Origin of the sequence: Streptomyces sp. NPDC057438, from assembly GCF_042802995.1 — a bacterium.
In the GTDB taxonomy this organism is placed as follows: Bacteria; Actinomycetota; Actinomycetes; order Streptomycetales; family Streptomycetaceae; genus Streptomyces.
Window position 1 is genome coordinate 44,758 of sequence record NZ_JBHVDD010000024.1, and the last position, 19,245, is coordinate 64,002.

A 19,245-nucleotide genomic window follows, 5' to 3' on the forward strand; every position below is an offset into this window, starting at 1 on the left:
TTCCCTCGCTGAGAACGGCGCCGCGAAATCACCCGAACGGTGAATCACGCTAGAACGTGTGACGGCTCGTCAGTTCATTTGTTCGAGCGGGCGGGGCTGTCCGGGGGACACCACAGCCGACATGTGCTCCGCCGGTGAATGCCGCCTGGCACGGTCCCTGCCATGTGCCCCAACTACACCCCCACCGGCCGCCACTGGGACGGCAGCACGCGCACCACGCATCCACGCCGCTGCCTCCACGTGGCCGCACACAGCACGAGCCGTCTGCTGCGCCACGGCCACAGCGGCATCTGCCGCAGCTGCGGCCACCGCATCGACATCTACCCGCGCCCTGACCAGCGGCCCATCGCCCTCCACCCCACCGAACTCACCACCCACAGCGTCCCGGCGACCTGCCGCTGGCACCTCAGCAGCGGCATCGCCCAGCCTCACGACGACGGCAGTGACTGGTGCCGCATCCCGCACGCCGCCCTCTGCCCGGCCCTCACCCCCCACTGCCAGACCAGCCCGTACATGAACGAGCTGCGCCGCCAACTCGCGGTCCGCACCCGCCGCCTGATCGACACCGGCCACCTCACCCCCCTCCCGCCCGCCCCCGACACGCCGCCAGCCATCACCGGCCACCCCGCCCGTCCGGTCGTGAGCATGCTGCTGGACCGCTACCTCTCCAGTGGTCCCCTCGAGCACATCCGCTGCGTGGCCCAGACCCGCCACCGGCAGCGGTGCCCCCAGCCCGTCCTGCACCCCGACAGCCCGGCTGGAACCTGGCGGCTGCTGCCCACCGGCCCACGCCGCCACCGCCAACCACCTCTCCCCGACAGCCTGATGGCCGTCTACGACCTCGGTTTCCTGCCCCACGCCGAACAGCGCCGCTGGCGCACCCAACGCTGCCCCAACCATGCCGCCCTCACCGCCGCCGCCGACCTCACTCTGACCACCTGGCAGATCTTCGACCCGTCCCGGCACGCAATCCACGTCCACACGCGCCTGCCGCACCCCGCGGCCGGCCGGCGCCGGCAGGAATGACCATGCCGCACCACGCCCTGGAAATCACCCTCGCCCGCCCTCTCTCCCCGGCAGCCCTGCACCACGCCGCCCGCCTGCTCCCGCTCGCCGCCAACCACGACGCCACCCGCCTCATGGCCCTCTTGCCCGCCAAGACCCCCCGCCGGGCCCTCCGCCGGCTGCGCCACCGACTCGGGGACCGGCTGCCCATCGACGTGATCACCACGCACTACCCGGACGCCTCCCACCACGTCCTGCTCAACGTCGCCTTCCCATCCGCCGTACACGCCGCGCTCACCGCCCAAGCCCGGCGCGCCGCCCAGACACCCGAACGCTTCCTGGAACTGGCCCTGCACCGGGCCCTGGCCGAACACGCCGACCAGGAAACCGACCGCCTCGACCGCGCGGTACGCCAACTCCTCGCCCACACCAGCCCCGGCTACCTGCTGTCCGCCGTCGGGCATGCGCTCACCCGGCTCCCCGAGAGGCCCACCCCGTGAAACCCACCGACGAACAGACGGCAGCCGCCGACGCCTTCCACGCCGGCCACCACCTAGCCCTGCAGGCCGGCGCGGGCACCGGCAAGACCACCACCCTCGCCTTCCTCGCCCGCGCCACGACCCGACGCGGCCGCTACCTCGCCTACAACCGGGCCATCGCCCAGGACGCAGCCGCCCGCTTCCCCAACACCGTGCAGTGCAAGACCGCCCACGCCCTCGCCTACGCCGCCGTCGGCCACCGCTACACCCGTCGCCTGAACGCGCCCCGCCGCCCGGCCTGGCAGACCGGACAAGCCCTCGGCCTGACCAAAGCCGTCCGCATCGGCGACCGCGAGATCTCCCAACGCGCCCTGTCCAACGCCGCCCTGCGCACCGTCGCCCGCTTCTGCCACACCGCCGACGAGGCCATCACCCGCCACCACGTCCCCCGCCTGCGCGGTCTGGACGACTCCGACCTGCACGCCCAACTCGCCGCCCACATCGTGCCGTTCGCCCGCAAAGCCTGGGCCGACCTGCAGCACCCGGACGACGGCGCCGTTCGCTTCGACCACGACCACTACCTCAAGATCTGGGCTCTTGCCCGGCCCCGCATCCAGGCCGATTTCCTGCTGCTGGACGAGGCCCAGGACACCAATCCCGTCGTCGAACAGATCTTCCTCACCCAGCGCGAGCACGCCCAGCTGGTCATGGTTGGCGACTCCGCCCAGGCCATCTACCAGTGGCGCGGCGCCAAAGACGTCATGACCGGCTTCGACGGCACCCACCTGACCCTGTCCCAGTCCTTCCGCTTCGGCCCCGCCCTCGCCGCCGAGGCCAACCGCTGGCTGCACCTCGCCGACGCCACCATCCGCCTCACCGGCACCCCCGCCGTGCCCACCGAACTCGGCCCCGTCACCCAGCCGGACGCCGTGCTGTGCCGCACCAACGTCGGCGCCATGGCCCAGGTCATGACCCTCATGGCGGCCGGCTACCGGGTTGCCCTGGCCGGGGGAGGAGACAGCCTGCAGGCCCTGGCCCTCGCCGCCCGCGACCTGAAGGAGGGCCGCCGCACCCACCACCCCGAACTCATCCTCTTTCCCTCCTGGGGCGACCTGCAGGACTACGCCGCCCACGACCCGGCCGGTCGCGACCTGCAGCCCCTGGTCAACCTCGTCGACACCCACGGCACTGATCCCATCCTCACGGCCGTCGCCCACCTTGCCCCCGAGCCGCACGCCCAGGTCACCGTCTCCACCGCCCACAAGGCGAAAGGACGTGAATGGTCCCGCGTGCTCATCGCGGACGACTTCGCCCGTCCCAAGGACAACCCGCCCGACGACCAGACAGGCTCCCCGCCGACACCCGATCCCATCGACGACGCCGAAGCCCGCCTGGCCTATGTAGCGGTCACCCGCACCCGTCAACGCCTCGACCTGGGCGGACTGTCCTGGATCCACGACCATCCCGACGGCCAGCCGGTCGGCGACGACCGCGCCCGTCCACCGGCGCTGCCACAGCCAACCGCCGCTGCCAGGACATGAAGCCAGGTGCTCGCCAGATCGTCCTGCCAGCCGGCCCGCCCCCCCTTCCGGGACGGCCAGGCTCGACGCGAGGCCCCGCTCCAGCATCACGGACGATCGGCACCTCGGCTATCCCGATGCACCTGACATGCGCTCACTGCTGCGGGTGGGGCTGGGGATGGACAATGACAAGTTTTGTGGTTTGCAGGCCCTTTGAGGCCGGTAACGGTCATGCTGGTCCAGGGACGCACGTGATGCGGGGGTGGAGGGGGACTTGCCGGATCAGCCTGACTTGTTCTCCGTGCAGCAGGAGGACGACCCGGAGGGTCTAGAGCACATACCGGCATTCGTGGCACCGGTCGCTGCTGCACCGAGCGCAGTGACACGCGATCCGGTGGCACTGCGCATCGCCGAGGCCGTCCGGGACGTGTTCGGCGACTTCGGCTCCGAACACGGCCTGAGCCGCGGGGAGATAGCCCAAGCGTGTGTTGCGGTGGCCTCCGCCGGCGAGTTCGATGCGAGATTCAGGATCTTCATCAAGCTTGGTCTGCTGGAGTCGCTGCGCGGCAAGGCCCACGACCAGCGGTATGTGTTCAACCCGACCAGCGGCGCGGCCTTGTTGGTCTATGAGCGGCTCGGGGAGGCCGGAGGGGTCCAGGAGATCACCATGCTGCTGGACCGGACCCGCGAAGGCCTCCTGAACGGCTCCCTGACCGAGGAGCAGCTAGCCGCCAAGATTGCGCAGGCCCGGCGCAGCTTGGCGAACTACACCAACCACCTGCTGCGGCTCGTGCGGGCCAGGCCCATCGAAGAACTGCTTGGCCAGCGCCACCACCATGCCCACACCACCTCGCTCGAGGAGGCAAAACACCTGGTCCACGCCGTCGCCGAGCAGTACCCCGCGCTGCGTCCTGCCGGTACCCGCCTGATCCAGGAAGCCCTGCGATACACGGCAGCCGTCAACGAGTTCCACGACCGGCTCATGCAACAAGCCACCACCCGCCGCGACTTCACCATGCTCCTTCCCGAGCAGTACGTGACCGCGGCCCGGCGGTCCTCCGCCGACGCGCTTGCCCAGGTGTTCGCCACGACCGTCTTCGATCCGCCGCACGTCCAGATCACCACAGGCCAGATCCTCACCGCCGCAGCCGACCACCAGCCCCCACCACCACGGCAGCGCCTGCCCCGCCCCCCGTCGCGGCCGCCCGGCCCGGACCCGGTCGAGGCCGCACGCGCCAAGGCCGCGCTCGCCCGCCAGCGACGGGAGGCCACCGTGACCCTGCTCATGGCCGGCAAGGACGAAGCCGACGTCACCACCGCCCTGCGGGCCCTGCCCTGGCAAGCAGCGGTCAAGCATCTGGTCGAGCTGCTGCGCGCCGCAGCGGACCCGGCCATCCCGTTCATGCTCGACATCTCCCGCGAGGTCATCGTGGATGGTGCAGGCCCGGTCACCTACGCCTCACCGGTGACCGCGTACCGCATCCCCGACAGCCCCCAAGGCATGGACGACGACACCGAAGCCGCACCGCAGAGCCCCCATGAGTGACCCCTACCTGCTGGCACGCGCCCGGGCCCTGCGCACGGTTCCCATCCCCGCGGACCGCGCCGAACTCAGCCGGCTGCGCCGCGTTGTCGACGATGTGGAGCGCCGTCTGGTGGAGGCCGTCACACCCGACGGTATTCAGGAGCTGATGGCCGGCTGGGCCCCCGACGTGGAACCGGCCAGCGGCGCCCTGGGCGACAGCGACGCCCACCGCACCGCCTCGGCCGTCCGCCTGGTCACACTGGCCTGCTGCATCCGCCACTGCTGGCCCGACCCCAGCCAGCCGCTGTACCCGGGACAGCCCGCCGCGCAGGAGGACGTCATCGCCTCCCTGGCTCCCCTCCAGGACGCCCTCACTCCCCGGGAAGGCGTGGCCGCACTGGGCCAGAGCGCACACTTCCTGACGGCCCTGCGGTTCCTGCGCGCCTGCGGCCACCTCTCGGCGGACGCCGGCGACGGCATGATCCGCCTCGGACCCATGGTCGCGCTGTGGTCCGAGCGCGATGTGGCCGAACTCCGCGACGGATACGACGTCCTGCCCGCCCCGAGGAAGGAGTGAACCGGTGGACGTACCGGCCCTGCAAGCCCTGTCCCACAACCGGCGAGCAGACGTCCGAGCGGCGGTCTGCGCCGTGGAGACCGCCATGCTCCCTGTCCGGCCGGCCCACTACCGCGCCCTCGCGGAGACTCCGCTGCGGGTCGTGGTGGAACAGGTCCTGGCTGCATCCGGACGCACGCTGCTCGCGGTCGGCGGCGGCTACCTCACCGGCTACACCGACGAGATCAGACAACGTCTGGCGCACGAAGGGATCGGGATTCTGCCGCGTGACGACCGCGCCGTCCTCACTCTGATCCTGCTGTTCAGCGTCGCCATTCCACGAGCGTCCGGCATCACCCTGCCCGAGCAGTTCTGGACCCAGGGCACCCCCGTGCCCAGGGATCAGCTCAAGGACTGCCAGGTGTCCGACGTGGCCCTCACCGGCGCGTTGCAGCGCCTGACCGACGCCGATCTGGTCCGCCGGACCAAAGCCGGCTACGTCCTGGGCAACCAGTTCCTGCGCCTGACGCCGGCCGTGGGCGCCGCGCTGTTCGAACAGCTGATCCTGCTCGCCGACCCCGACGGTCCCCTCGCCGAATCGATCCGTCGCCGCCGCGCCCTCCGCGCCATGCCCCCGGCTGCCGCTCCCGACCACGAGGTGCCCGACACACCATGACCACTCCGCCCGCGTCCGATCCGTCCCGGGGCATTGTCGGCGACCGCCAACTCGTCGGTGTCCAGACCTTCGACATCGCCCGCCTTACGGCACACGCCGTTCCGATCCTCCCGGAGACCTTCATCGCCGTCTCCGGCCTCGGTCCCAAGGACGACTCGAACGGCTCCGGCAAGACCAGCTTCCTCATCGCCGTCTCCCTGCTGCTGGCCGACCCGCAGTGGCGCCTGGAGGCCAACGGGGGCCGACACGCCAGCGGCATCCTGTTCCGTCCCGACGCAGCCGGCGTCGACCAAGCTCACCATGCCTCTCCGGTCACCCACGGCTACATCGTCGGCGTCTTCGCTCACCCCACGGACCCCGCCACCAGCTCGCTGACCGTGTGGGTCCGCATCGCCACCACCGCCCCCTACCTGCAAGCCAATTGGACCGAGGGCCTGCACCTCGCCGACGCCCCCACCGATCACGAGCGCAGCATCCAGGCCGACGCCCTGTGGCGCGAGCTGGGCACACGCCAGATCCTTTCCGCCCGGGCCATGGCCGAGAAACTCTACGGCACCGCCCCGCGCTGCCTCACCTACCTCGACACCGCCCTGCGCCCACCCGTTCCCTCGCTGCTCAGCCAGCAGCTGACCGAGATGGAGCCCCACGACATCGGCCGGTCCCTGATCGCCCTGTCGGGCATGACACACCTGCTGGAGGAGGAAGAGGACCTGCGCGGCCAGGCCCTGGAACACCAGATCAACCTCGACAAGGCCCAGACGGAGCACGCCCAGGCGCTGCTCGCAGAAGACCACGTGATGAGCGGCGTGCACGCCCGCGAGGCCGCCCGCCTCGCCCTCCAGCGCGGTCACGAGGCATGGCGCCGCTACCTCGCGGCCTCCTTCCGCGACGCCCACGACAGCGACCAGCGCATCGCCGCGGCCATGGAGGAGGAGAGGCAGGCGGCCGCGACAGTCGCAGACTTGGTGCAGGACGCCGAGGACCATGTGACCTCGTTCGGTTCCGCCGCGGACCTCGCCACCCAGGAGAGCGAAGCCCGCCAGACGTGGTCCGACGCCCAAGAACATGCACGCGAACTGTCCAGCAGGATGACGGAGTTGACCACCCAGCAGGCGCTGCTGCACAGTCAGCGGACCACGCTCCTGCCCCAGGCACAAGGCTGGGACGGCAGCGACTGCGCCACCGCGGCCGCCCGCCTGGAACGACGACAACGCGATCACGCCAAGGCTGAGCTGCAACGCCTGGACGCCGAAGACATCGCCACCCGAGCCCGCACCCACCTGCACAACGTCGAACGGGGCCGCAGCGGGAAGGCCGGCCACGCCATCGATCTGCTGAGCGAACACCGCATCCCCGCGCACGGCCTGCTCGACCAGCTCAACGTGGACGAGGCCGCCCGCCCCGCGTGGGAACCGCGTCTGGCGCCCTGGCAGGACGCGATCGTCGTCGAACCCGAGCATGAAGAAAAGGCCCGCCGCCTTCTGCATGCCGCTCTGCCCGGCGCGCAGATCATCTCGTCCGACGAAGGGCAAGAACGCCTGCCCGAGGGCATGCACAGCACCCTGAACGTGGCACGCTTCCTCGGCACCCTTCAAGAACGTCTGATCCCCTCGGCCGACGGTGCTGCCGTCCATGACCAGGCGCTGGCGCTGACCGTGACGGGTGGCTTCACGACCCCGCTGGCCGGGCGCGAAGCCCGGCTCCGACAAGCCCGCGACGATCTCATAGCCGCCGAGCAGGGCATCGCTGAGGCCGCCGAGGCCGTGACCGTTGCCGCCGCTGCCCTCACCCTGGCCACGACCCAGCACGCGGCCGCCGAGGCCGCTGAAGAACTCACACGCCTCCGCACCCGAGAGAACGACCTTCAGACCCAGATCGACGAACTGACCGGCCGCGTCAACAAGGCCGCGCACGACGAACAGAAGCTCCAGCAGACCTGGAAGGAAGCCGTGGCCCGGCACGCCTCCCACGAGCAGCTCCTCGCCAATGCAAAGCTCAAACTTGAAGCGGTCAGCAAGGCGCTCAAGGAACGGCACCGCACCCTGGCGGCTCTTGAACGCCAGCGCAGCCAAGTCGCAGCAGCCCAGTGGCAGCTGCAGTGGGACGGCACCCTCGAAGACGCCGTCCGCCTCTTGGACCCGGCATCGGACCAGGCTCGTTCACCCCGGCCGGCGACCCTGCACCGACAGGCGCAGGACGAACTACGCAAGGCCTACGAGTACTACGGGCTGGACGGCACCCCAGGCGCAGACGTCGGCGAAGACCTCCGCGCCGGAGAGGAGACGATGCGGGCCTTCTCCGACACCGACCCTACGGTCCTGCCCACCCTCACCTTCACGGACGTGGCAGCACCGCTGGACAACCGCCTCGCCGGCCACCGCGACCAGGACGAAGTGGCCGCAATGCGCATTACCCGCGACCAGCACGCCCGGGAACAGGCGATCGCAGAACTCACCACCGGGGTCGCCACCTGCGTCCGCAACCTGGAAACCCTCCAGGACATGATCGAAAAGCACCTTGACGGCCTCTTCGCCCAGATCAGTGCCGCCTTCAACGACCTCGACCTGCGTGGCGACGGCCACGGAGCCAAGCTCGAGCACATCAGCGTCCGCCCCCAGGGCGCGGGTGACTGGCAGTGGCAAGTCATCCCGCGGTGGAAACGCTCCCGCAGCGGCGGATATGTCTCCTACCGAGAGAACGCCAACAGCGCCCAGGTCAAGGTGCATGCCATCCTGCTGGTCCTCGCGGCACTCCTGGCCGACTCCCAGACCCAGGGCAGAGTCCTGATCCTGGACGAACTCGGCAACAGCCTCGGGGAGGTCAACCGCAAGGACATGCTCGCCGCCCTGCGTGACGTCGCCCGTGACCAACACCTGACCATCCTCGGCACCTGCCAGGACAGCGTCCTCGCCGACGCCGCCGATGTCTGCGGGGAACTGCTGTGGTTCGTCCACGCATCAGCGGCCGACATCATCAACCAGCCCACCAACATCTGGGCCTTCGACAGCAACGGTGACCGTACCCAACTCACCGAAGACTGGATCACCGCAGGACGCGCCCATGTCTGATCCCACCCCCAGGCCTCCACTCCTCATCGGCGAGGCGCACGGCCGCGAGACCGTCCCCTTGCGTAACCTGCCGCCGGGCATCACCGCCGTCACCCTGCCGCGCATCACCAAGGACGCCAACGACACCATCCACGTGAGCGTCCCCAGGGACCAGCGACGGCGGGTCAGCCCCCGGCAGGTCGACCTCGTCGCCGACCACCCCGTCAGCCCCTATGAGCCGCCGCCCGCCCTGACCACCCGACAACTGATGAAGGTCCTGCGGACCAAAACCACCAAGCGCTGGCCCACCATCCAAGCCGACCTCGGCGACAACGCCTGGCAGACCGTTGTCGACCTCATCCGCTGCGGCGCCGTCATCCTGCGCTGCGACGTCGTCAACGGCACCGCCTACAGCCCGCGGTCATGGACCCTGACCCAGTCGTGGGCCGAACTCGCCGAGGACAAACTCGCCGAACTCCAAGGCCGACAGCACCCCGAAGACCTGCACCGCGAGCTCCTCGACGTCATGTCCGGCGTCCCTCAACTCGCCCATGAATACGCGCTGCTGGCCAAGACACCACCCGGGCGCCTCCTGAAGATCCCCGAAGACACCGCCACACGAGCCGAGGACTGGCGCGTGTACGAGGTCGCCATCCGGGCCGCTGGCATCTGGTGGCCCGCCCAGGACACCCCCCGCAAGATCACCGCTAAGGAACTCGCCGGACGCAGCCTGCGCAACACCAAGAGCGCCTGGACCCCAGCCAGGCAGCAGGCCTTCTCCAACCTGATCGGCATCCCCTTCGACCAGGCCGTCGACAAGGCCGACACCGAACTACGCATCCGCGGCCCCCTGCAGTGGCGCGTCGGAACCGTCATCGCCGATGCGGCAGCCTGCAACCCCTGGCTCGCCCTTCCCGCCCGCGGTGTCCGCGCCCTCGGCATGATCTCCTGTGACGCCCAGGGCATCTTCCTGATCGAGAACGAGGACACCTTCGAACAAGTCTGCAAGATCCCGGAGATCGCCGATACCTGGCTGTGTATCTGGGGCAAGGGCTACGCAACCGACGGGCTGGCCGAGTTCCTCCGCGGCCTCGACGGCCTGCCCGTTGCGGCATGGGGCGACCTCGACGCCCACGGCATCCGCATCATCGGGAACCTCGCCGACCGCATCGGGCGGCCCGTCGCCCCCGTCGCTATGACCGTCGACCTCTACCGTGCCGGCACCAAATACCACCAGGAGCCCGCGAAACTGGAGGAGAACCGCAAGCTCGCCGCCCGGCTTGCGCACCAGGGCATCGAGGCCCTGCGCGATCTGGCCGACGAGATCGCCCGAACCGGCGGGCACGGCTGCGAGCAGGAGACCCTCTACGACGATGTCCTGCCCGCACTCCCGGGCCTGCTGAAAGCCGTGCCGGTGCCCGACAACTGCTGACCTTGCGGCACACGACAGAGCGGGGCGGTTGGGACTGCTTCCACCGCTCCTTGCCCTCCCACCGTGGGCGGTGGCTGCCGCGAACGGCAACCTCAGCTGTGCCGTGTGGCGCGCAGTGCGGACGGTCGGCACCCCAGCTCACGGGACAAGCATGTCGGCGGGCCGGGCCAAGTCGAGTCGGGGCAGACGCCCGGCGTGTGCACGCAGATGGCGTGCCTGGGCGACTAGCACGGGGGCGAACACGCTGTCCCCGGGCTGGCCCGTCAGGCGGTGGTGGGCGCGGGCGCCGGCCAGCAGCGGGCGTGCCCAGGCAGGGACCGCGTACAGCGGGCAGCTTCGATGGCCGACCCCGTGGAGCTTGATGGTGGAGACGGCGCCGGTGATGTCGAGGTCGCGGGTGAAGCGCAGGCTGCCCAGGCCGACCCGGGTGAAGGCCAGCACGCTGAGCGCTCCTGCGATGAGCGGGTGCGCGAGAGTGGCCAGAGCGGTGGTGTCTTCGGACGCGAGCTTGAGGGCAGGGGCGGGTTGGGACAGCTGCGCTGTCGCCATCGCGCCGGTGCAGGGGTGAGCCTGTCGTCGCGGCTTCATCGACTGCGGTAGGGCATCCGGCGGCTGCCGGGTGGGGGAGTGCCCCATCTCCACCTCCGCCGCTCCCGTCATCGCCGGCGTAGCGGGAGGAAAGGACGGGCGCGTGGGTATCGGTCCCGGCTCGGCGAGGAGGGCCTCGAACTGGTCCCGGCCGCTGATGCGGCGCTCCACGCGGGCCAGTGCCGGTGGCAGGCCGTGCGGAGGCTTGTGCCACAGCAGGGTCAGCTGGGCGCCCGTCGACTCGCGCCAGGCGAGCAGTTGGTCGATCCGCCGGAGGGTCAGCAGGTGGGCCCGGGGGACCACAACGTGCCGCACCCCCATCGCGACACCCCAAGCAGCTGTGGCGAGCCAGGCCGCGTTGACCGAATCCAGCCACACATCGGGGGAGTTGGGCCCGGGGGCCAGCCGCTTGCCCAGCGCATACAGCATGTCGTGCGCCAGCGCGGCCGGGCTTCCACTGGCCGGCGTCGGCTGCACGGTGATGCGGCCTTCCCCGGGCCGGTGGGCCTGCAGCGCCGCCCGGGTGTAGAACAGGTCGTCCTGTTCGTCCACCACGATCGTCACGTCGCCGTAGACCATGGCCACCGCCTCCCTTCCGGCCGCGCACCGCACAGACCGGTCCCGGATGCGGAGAGACGCAAGGGCCGGTCTGTCTGTGCGGAGCGCGAGGTTGTCGGCGGCGGCCCGGGCTCGCCGGGGCCGCCGCGCATGCGGCGGCTGCTACATGCCGCCCAGCTTGCTGTACACCCAGTTGACGAGATCCTGCTTGACCTCGGTCAGGCCCTTCTTCTTCATGCCGTTGAGCATGTGTTTGGTGATGGTGGCCCAGTTGCGGAAGTTGCCGTGGGCCGCGGCCCGGTCGATGTTGCGGATCATCTGCGGGTCCACCCCGGCCCACAGGGAGTGGAACGCCGGCAGCGTGCCGACGACTTCGGCCTCGGGCATGCGCGTGAACTTCTGCCAGATGAAGATCCGTGACGCCAGCATCGGTTCCCGCTTGAGGACCTTGTAGCAGCCATCGCCGCCGGCGAAGATCACTGCGATGTCGGTGTTGCGGTCGTCCCACAGGTGGCGCCAGTACTCGAACGAACTGCGGCCCATCCACTGGGCCTCGTCGCACACCAGCACGCGGAACGTCTGCGACAGCGTCTCCTTCAGGAGGGTGTCGAATTCGATCGGCCGGGTCGGCGGTTCTCCGGGCAGTCCCAGGGCGTTGAACAGTCCGTGGCGGATGTCGCGGGGGGTCGGTCCCGAGCGCAGCTCCAGGCGGTAGGTGTTATCGGGGGCGATCTTGCGCAGCGCTGAGTTCACCGACATCGTCTTGCCGTATCCGGCTGCTCCGTAGGCGACCATCATGGCCTTGGCGTCGATCGTCGCCTGGACGTCGTCCAGGGTCGTCATGAGCGTGTCGGTGGCCACCAGGTGCGCATCGAGGCGGTGGAAGTGGTCCTCGTCCTCTGCGGGCAGCCTGCCGTAGTCCATGTCGCCGCTCACGCGTTCTCCTCAGAAGTGTCGTTTCCCGGCTCGTCCGCAGCCGGGGGGACCGGGCGGGCCCAGCCGTCCGGGACGGGCTGGTGCGGGATGTAGCCGGGGTCCGCCCGCCGCAGGTCCGCGGCGTCCGATTCGGCAAGTTCTGCCTCGGCCTCCGCCTCGGTCAGCGCACCCAGGCGCTCGGGCGGGGTGGCGGTGGTGACGGCCTCGAAGCGTTCGCGGCGCAGCCGTGCGGCGGCCTTCATGTCCGCGCGAAGCCGCCGCGCCTTGGCGGTGCGGGCCTTGCGGACCTGGCTGACCTGTTCCTCGCTGGCCGCCTCGGCCAGGACGGCGCTGCCCAGGTGTACGCCGTCCAGGCCGAAGACCTCGATGGTCAGGTCGTGGTGGGGCAGGTGGCGCACCGCGACGCGGACGCCGGCCTGGCCCACCATCCAAGGGGCGATGTAGTGGCGGTTGCGCCACCGCACGCCCTGCGTGGTGATGGCGCGGGTGCGTCCGTCGTCCTCGAGCCCGAAATGGGCCAGCTGCCCGGCGGGAACATCTTGCAGGGGAGTGGGGTCGCACGACCACGCCTGCATCGGGGTACGGCCGCCCAGCGCCCTGGGCTGGTGCTCGGTGTTCCACCAGTGCACCCACTTCAGCAGCAGTTCCACGAACGCCTCGAAGGAGAGCGCGGGCTCGTCCGGATCCGCGGTGCGCCCGCCGGTGAGCGTCTGCCGGTGCACGTAGCGCGGCATGGAGACGAACAGCATGTCCTCGACCGCGCCGTTGAGCGCCTCGATGGTGCCCTTCAGGTGCGGGCTGTAGGCCGGGAGGTCGACGACGGGCACGGCGAAGGCGCCCAGGGCCGAGGCGACGGTGGCACACAGGAACTCCTTGCCGCGGTCCACCCTGATCAAGCTCGGCAGGCCGCCGGCAGGGCCGAAGGGCTCGGCACGGTCCAGGGCCATCCGCAGGGCCGCCAGCACTGCATCCGCGCTGGGAGCGTGGGGGGTCACGGCCACTCCCGTGATGACTTTGGTGTGGCAGTCGATGAACCAGGTCACCCAGGGCTGCACGAGCTGGTCCTCGAGCAGCACGCGCACGGGCACACACTTGTGGTCGCCCTCCCAGGCGGCGTTGCGGTGCGCGGGCGGGCGTTGCCCGAACACGTCGAAGGCCCGCCGGGCGGCCTCCCCTTTGGCGAGCCCGGCCCGCTCCCCGGGCGTCAGATCCCGGCGCAGCGCCCGGTGGATCGTTGACAGCGATGGGGCCGCAGGCAGCCGGGGATCGGCCAGGGCCCGCTGCTTGAGTTCACGGTGCACGGCGGAGGCGTTGCCTCCCCACACCACCAGCAGCCGCCGCAGTTCAGGGGTGACGCTGAACCGTGTCCGGGACGCCGTATCGACGTGGCCGGTGGCGCGCGCCTTGGCGACCCATCGCCACACCGCCCGCTCCGAGCGGCCCACGGCTGTGGCGACGAGCTTCACGTGCGCGCTGGTCAGCTCGCCTCTCTGGTCCAGCGACAGCAACCGTGGCAGCGCGGCCAGCCGCCCCGTGCGGGCGGTGAACACCGCTTTGCCGGCACCCTGCGCGCCGGCAGAGGAGTCACTCATGCGGTCTGCTCCTTACATGGGTACGAATTGTGGAAAGGATCGGAAGTGCGGTGCTGGTGCCGGGTGTTGGCGGTGAAGGCGGACGGCACTGGCATTCCCGACGGCCGTTTGTCAGGGCCGTGATGCGGCGTCATGCCCGGGGGAGGGCGGGTACGGCGGAGCCGTCAGCCCGCACCGCCTGTGCGCGTCGGCGACTTCGCTGGGAGGAGGCGTGCTTCTCGAAGGCCCGGCTGCTCCAAAGGGCGGGCTTGTGCCGGGGCGTCGGGGGGCGGCCCGGCGCTGGCCGGTCCTGTTGCGGTGCCTGGGGTGGAAGGCCGCGGTCGGCGCTGAGCTGAATGCTTGTCAGCGCCGGCCGCAGGGCTTCCTGGGTCGCCTGCATGCGCCGGGGGGACGTGTACGGGATTGGCCGGGCGCAGGAAAAGGGAGGAGAGCTACCGGTGTCCAAGGTGCTGCCCTGGGGCGGACGGCTCCTTGGCGCCACTGATGGCCGGCCCGGTGTTGCTCAGGCGTGTTCCAGCATGCGCCGGATCCCGTCGCGGATGATCGTGGCGCGTTCTTGCGCCGTGAGCCAGGTGGCTGTGGAGCCTTGGGCGGTCTTTTCGACGAACAGCACGTCTTCGACGGCGTCGGCCACCGGATACAGGTGGCTGATGACCGCGAGGGTCTTGTCCCGGATCGCAGCGTTGCTCAGGACGGGAAGGGTGGCGTCCAGGCGGTCGGCGTCCAGCGAGCCGAACCCTTCGTCCAAGAACAGGCTCTCCAGCTTGCTGCTGCTGCGGTTGTGAAGTTCCACGAATGCCAGTGCCAGCGCGAGGGAGGTCTGGAATTTCTCCCCGCCGGAGAGGGTTTCTGGGCCGCGCACGAAATTCGTGGCGGACTCCACGATCTTGAAGTCGTCGGTGAACGCATAGAGCCCGGTGGAGATCTGCTGGAGGATTCTGCTCCCGTAGCGGAGCAGCGCATGGGTGCGCTGGTTTGTGAGATAGGTGAGGAACTTCGTGTCGGTGAGCTGGTCGCTCACTCTCCTCCACACTGCGGCCTGTTCATCCGCGGCGGTGATGGCAGCTTCCAGTGCCTCGGCGTAGGGGATTTGGGACTGCGCGGTACGCAGGTCGGACTTGGCCTTGTCGTGCGCTGCTTCCGCGGCGCTCGTCTTGCGGCTGAGCGGGTCGAGAACGGCGGGTGCCAGCAGGTCGCTCTTTTCCGGCACCGGGAAGCCCGGGTCATCGTCGGTTTCGTCGGCGGCGGTCCCGGCTTGGAGGGTGAGGTCCTTCTCGAACGCGTGGATGGCGTCCGTGGCTTGCTGCCCGGATTGTTTCAGTGCGCCCGTCAGTTGCTGGCTCATGGAGGCGAGGGCCTGGTAGTAGGCGCCGACGAAGGCCAGGTCGGATCCGTCCGGGGCAGGAGGCAGTTCCTTGGGCGTCTCGCCGTCAAGGAGACTTTCGGCATCGGTGGCGGCGTCCGCCCAGCGCTCCAGCTTCTTGATGAGATTGCGGGTGGGCGTCTCCACCTTGCGCTGGCGGCGTCCGTCCAGGGCCTGCCGGTCCTCGGTGTGCTCGGCGAGGGCCTGCTGTGCTTCGTCGCGTGCCTGTGCTGTCTGTTCGAGTTGCGCGAGGCGCTGACCGGCTGTCTCCAGCGCTGAGGCGATGTCTTTCGGGGAGGGGAGGTCTTGCGGTGTGTCCTGGGCGGGTCGTATCGAGGCCGGGAGCTCGGTGACCTCGCTCAGCAGTGTCTGCAGGTCGCTCTCGTACTGCAGTTGGGTCTTCTCCAGCCGTTTACGTTCGCGCTGCAAGCGGCTGCGCTGGCGTTTGAGGTCGGCCCGGGCCGCCTCCTTCTCGGCCTGCGCGGTCGCCAGCTCTGCTTGGGCGCTCGTGTGGGCCGCGAGCGTTTCTGCTTCCGTAGCGCGCAGCGGCTGGACGAGTGTCTTGACCGCACGGGTGATCTGGGCCCGGTTCTTGGGGTCGCTGCCCGCGAGGGCACGCGCCTGCGTGGCCGTCTGCCGGCTCAGCGTGTCCAGAGCCGTGGCCACGCCCGGCACGACGGTCGGCCGCATCGTGTCCACCAGCTCCTGCAGCTGAAGCAGTGAAGTGTCCATGCGCTCGTGGGCGGCCAGATGTGCGCGCTGGTGCTTCTGGGCCGTCTGCTCGGTCGTGTTCAGCTGGGCTGTTGCCTCCGCCGCGGCGGTTACAGCTGTGTTCACGGCTTTCGAGGATTTGGTGCGCCTACCTCTGGCTTTGCCAAGCGCCTTGCCGTCCAGTGGGGTGGGGGGAATGAAGTCGTCTGGGAGGGGCCGGATGCAGACCGGGCAGGCGTCCCCTGGCGCCAGAGTGGAACCTGCCGTGTGGGCGGCTTCGCCACGCAGTGCCGCAGCAAGAGCCTCCTCGGCTTCTTCCCATGCCTCGCGCAGTTGACGTAGCTCAGCTTCCAGCTTGTCGACGTGACCGCGCTGCTCCTCGACTGTCGCGAGCGCCGTGTTGGCCGACTGCAGGTGTGCCGCCGCAGCGGTGGCTTCCTGCAGCGGGGCCCGGACGGCCTCCTGGATCTGGTCGGTGTGCGCGCGGGCCTGGGTGACGGCATGCTGTGCCAGGTCGGCCTTCTCGACGAGAACCGCCAGGCGCTGCTCGTGCTCGGCCAGCTCCTGCTGTGCTTGCGTGTGCTCCTGCTCATGTTCGCCGTGCTGCAGCTGCTCCTGTTCAAGCCGCTGCACCAGGGCGTCCAACCCGGCTGTACGGCCCGGCAGGCCGGACAGCACAGTCACCGCACCGGACAGGGACCGGACCGTGTCACCGGCCTGCGTGGCCGCCTCCAGGGCGGCCTGCGCCGCGTCCAGCTTCAGGCTCAGATCGCGTCCGGCCGCCTCCTGCGCTGCGGCTTCGGCATCGATCTCCGTCTTCGCCTCGGCCAGCATGGCCAGGGTGACAGCCGCATCCGGGACGCTGCGCTCACGCAGCAGCCGTGCCGCCTTGTCCAGAGCGGCCTTGCGGTGCTTGTGTGCGACGGCCCGCCCTTGTGCCGCGCGCAGAGAGGCCAGCCGCTCGCGCCGGCCGGCCGCGATGCCACGCGTACGCTCCACATCCAGCGCCGCCTGCGCGGCGACGGCCTGGGGGTCTCCCAGGAGGCCCGCCCGGGCACTCCTGGCGTCGAGGATGCCCGCGCTCAAGCGCTCCAGTCGAACGCCGGCGTGCTTGCGGACGCGTTCCAGTTCGTTGATGCCGAAGACGTGCCGCAGGATGTCGGCACGGTCGCCTCTGTTCGCTTTGAGCAGGGTGTCGAACTTCCCCTGAGGCAGCAGCACCGTGCTGACGAAGCCCTTCCAGTCAAGCCCGATGAGCTGGGTGACGGCTTCTGTCACCGCGCGCATGTTGTCGACCCGCAGGTCGGAGCCCCCTTCGGCCATGGACTCCAGAAGGACCTGCGGCTTCTTGCGGTTTGCGTACAGGGTGCGCCGCACCCGCCACGGGCGGCCGTTCACGGAAAACTCGAGCGTCACGTGCATGCTGGGGCTGCCGGTGCTGATCAGCTCGTAGGCTTCCTCGGGTTTGTTCGACCACGAGCTCGCCCCGTACAGGCCGAAGGTGAGCCCATCGAGGACAGTGGACTTGCCGGCGCCGGTAGGGCCCAGGATGGCGAACCGGCGCTTCCCGGTGAAGTCGATGGTGCAGGTGCCGTGGTAGCTGCGCATTCCGCTGACGATGAGCAGGCTGGGCTTCACGACGCCTCCGTCCAGGTGTTTTCCAGAGCAGCGCGGAGCATTTCCTCGGCCGGGGCCGGGGCCGGGGGCAGCGTCTCGTCGTCGAGCTCGTTGAGCAGGTGGGTGAATGCGGTGACGGTGGATTCCGCGGCAGCGCCGTTCAGCCCCTCGGATGCCAGGTAGGCGCGGAAGGCGTCGGGCAGTTCCGGCTCCTCGCCGGGGTCACCGTCCATGACGGCGTCGGCGGCCGCCTCCCGTGCCGGTGCGGGGCTGACGAGGATCGCGTCCGGGACGATCTCGGCGATCTTGTGGCTGAGGAGTGCGCCGGGTTCCTCGCCGGTGATCACCGGTTTGAGGAAGGTCCCGTCGTACTGGGCAGAGAAGGCCCTGAGTTCCTCGAGGGTTCCGGTGAAGTGCGTCAGGCGCCGTCCGCTCGAGAGCCGGCGAGGCAGGGCCCTGACCGGTCGTCCGGGGTCGGCGTCGACGATCACGACGCTCTTGGATTCGTCGGCTTCGCCGAAGTCCATGGCGAGCGGACTCCCGGCGTAGCGGGCGGTGCACTTGGCGCCCCGCACCGTTTGCGGGCGGTGGATGTGCCCGAGGGCGGCGTAGGAAACCTCCGGAAGATTCTCGGGGCCGGTTTCGAAGCCGTCGTCCACGGCCCGTTCGCTCGGGGAGCGTTTGGCGCCGGTGACGTACACGTGGGCCGCGAACAGCAGGATGTCCCGGTCGGGGTCGTACCCCTCGTGCATGGCCCTCATCAGCTCCGCCTGCAGCTCGCGCATCCCCTCGGCGTAGTCGGCGTACGACGTGCCGGTCGCGGAGTGCTGCCAGAAGCGGTTCGGATGCACGAATGGCAGGACGGCCAGGCGGATTCGCTGCTCACCGCCGCAGGCGTCGAAGGTGAGGACACCGCCGTCGTCCGCGGGGCGGAACCGGTCGGCGAAGAACAAGCCCCGGCCCCGGGACGGTCCGTTCATAGAGCCGAAGAACTCGAAGTATGCGGGGGAGTCGTGGTTGCCGGCCAGGACCACGGTGGGGGCGATGGCGGCGAGTTCGATCAGTGTGTCCATGGCGCGCGACATTGCCCGGATGGTGGGACGGGAGTGGTGGAACAGATCGCCGCTGTGGACGATCAGATCCGGCTGGCTTTCCTGGGCGATGGCCACGATCTCGGCCAGGACGGCGTCGAAGTCCTCTTCGCGTGGGTGCCCGTGAAAGATGTGGCCTAAATGCCAGTCGGAAGTGTGGAGCAGTCTCATGCCTTCGTGCACCCTTCTGGGAAGCGAGGCGTAGGAGGGCACCGGTGGTGCCTTATGAGCCCGGGACTGTACACCAAATTCCCTGGAGTAAAACTGGGAGTCCCGAGTGACTGTTGGCCTCCGGGCACGGACGAACGCATGACCGCTCTCGAGGAGCGCATGCGGCAGCCGTCAGGAGGCGGTCCGGCGGGCACTCGCGCAACACGCTACTTTCCAAGTACGCCTTTCAGGCGTGGATTTGACACGCAGTCGACTCGCCTGGAACGTTCTGTGCGGGCTCAGTGCGGCCCGGACATGGCTCAGCCGGCGGCCGCGCCCGCAGTCGCCGAGCCCCATCTGGTCGCGCCTGTGCGCGACCAGATCCACCAGGTATCGGTC

13 protein-coding genes are annotated in these 19,245 nt (G+C 69.9%); 8 read left to right on the top strand and 5 right to left on the bottom strand.

Annotation, left to right across the window (positions count from 1 at the left end; translation table 11 throughout):
* Window positions 1-162 precede the first annotated feature (162 nt).
* The 8 genes from ACFU5F_RS16100 (at window position 163) to ACFU5F_RS16135 (ending at window position 10,240) form a co-directional block, all read left to right on the top strand.
* Window positions 163-1,026, top strand: coding sequence for a DUF6083 domain-containing protein (locus ACFU5F_RS16100; RefSeq protein WP_381203329.1), 864 nt, complete (start codon window positions 163-165; stop codon window positions 1,024-1,026).
* The gene (locus ACFU5F_RS16105; protein WP_381203327.1) at window positions 1,023-1,505 is read left to right on the top strand and encodes a hypothetical protein; all 483 of its coding nucleotides are present in this window, start codon (window positions 1,023-1,025) and stop codon (window positions 1,503-1,505) included. Before ACFU5F_RS16100 ends, ACFU5F_RS16105 begins: the two co-directional genes overlap by 4 nt.
* Window positions 1,502-3,025 (top strand): UvrD-helicase domain-containing protein, encoded by a 1,524-nt coding sequence (locus ACFU5F_RS16110; RefSeq protein WP_381203325.1) that lies wholly within the window; start codon window positions 1,502-1,504, stop codon window positions 3,023-3,025. Before ACFU5F_RS16105 ends, ACFU5F_RS16110 begins: the two co-directional genes overlap by 4 nt.
* 373 nt (window positions 3,026-3,398) lie before the next feature.
* Complete coding sequence (locus ACFU5F_RS16115; RefSeq protein ID WP_381203324.1) at window positions 3,399-4,550, top strand: hypothetical protein; 1,152 nt, start codon at window positions 3,399-3,401, stop codon at window positions 4,548-4,550.
* Complete coding sequence (locus ACFU5F_RS16120) at window positions 4,543-5,106, top strand: hypothetical protein (RefSeq protein ID WP_381203322.1); 564 nt, start codon at window positions 4,543-4,545, stop codon at window positions 5,104-5,106. Before ACFU5F_RS16115 ends, ACFU5F_RS16120 begins: the two co-directional genes overlap by 8 nt.
* 4 nt (window positions 5,107-5,110) lie before the next feature.
* On the top strand, window positions 5,111-5,761 hold the full coding sequence (locus tag ACFU5F_RS16125) for a hypothetical protein (protein ID WP_381203321.1): 651 nt from the start codon (window positions 5,111-5,113) through the stop codon (window positions 5,759-5,761).
* The gene (locus ACFU5F_RS16130) at window positions 5,758-8,829 is read left to right on the top strand and encodes a hypothetical protein (protein WP_383887262.1); all 3,072 of its coding nucleotides are present in this window, start codon (window positions 5,758-5,760) and stop codon (window positions 8,827-8,829) included. The genes ACFU5F_RS16125 and ACFU5F_RS16130 overlap by 4 nt, the downstream gene beginning before the upstream one ends.
* On the top strand, window positions 8,822-10,240 hold the full coding sequence (locus tag ACFU5F_RS16135) for a Wadjet anti-phage system protein JetD domain-containing protein (protein ID WP_381203319.1): 1,419 nt from the start codon (window positions 8,822-8,824) through the stop codon (window positions 10,238-10,240). The genes ACFU5F_RS16130 and ACFU5F_RS16135 overlap by 8 nt, the downstream gene beginning before the upstream one ends.
* A gap of 138 nt (window positions 10,241-10,378) precedes the next feature.
* Here the strand turns inward: ACFU5F_RS16135 and ACFU5F_RS16140 are convergent, their stop codons facing one another.
* From ACFU5F_RS16140 to ACFU5F_RS16160, 5 genes are all read right to left on the bottom strand, one after another.
* Complete coding sequence (locus ACFU5F_RS16140; RefSeq protein WP_381203318.1) at window positions 10,379-11,407, bottom strand: hypothetical protein; 1,029 nt, start codon at window positions 11,405-11,407, stop codon at window positions 10,379-10,381.
* A gap of 141 nt (window positions 11,408-11,548) precedes the next feature.
* Window positions 11,549-12,322: an AAA family ATPase gene (locus ACFU5F_RS16145; RefSeq protein ID WP_381203316.1), complete on the bottom strand. Its 774-nt coding sequence runs from the start codon at window positions 12,320-12,322 to the stop codon at window positions 11,549-11,551.
* Window positions 12,319-13,839, bottom strand: coding sequence for a Mu transposase C-terminal domain-containing protein (locus ACFU5F_RS16150; protein WP_381203364.1), 1,521 nt, complete (start codon window positions 13,837-13,839; stop codon window positions 12,319-12,321). Before ACFU5F_RS16150 ends, ACFU5F_RS16145 begins: the two co-directional genes overlap by 4 nt.
* 577 nt (window positions 13,840-14,416) lie before the next feature.
* Window positions 14,417-17,626: an AAA family ATPase gene (locus tag ACFU5F_RS16155; RefSeq protein ID WP_383887265.1), complete on the bottom strand. Its 3,210-nt coding sequence runs from the start codon at window positions 17,624-17,626 to the stop codon at window positions 14,417-14,419.
* Complete coding sequence (locus tag ACFU5F_RS16160; RefSeq protein ID WP_383887267.1) at window positions 17,623-18,867, bottom strand: exonuclease SbcCD subunit D; 1,245 nt, start codon at window positions 18,865-18,867, stop codon at window positions 17,623-17,625. Before ACFU5F_RS16160 ends, ACFU5F_RS16155 begins: the two co-directional genes overlap by 4 nt.
* Between the last annotated feature and the right edge of the window lie 378 nt (window positions 18,868-19,245).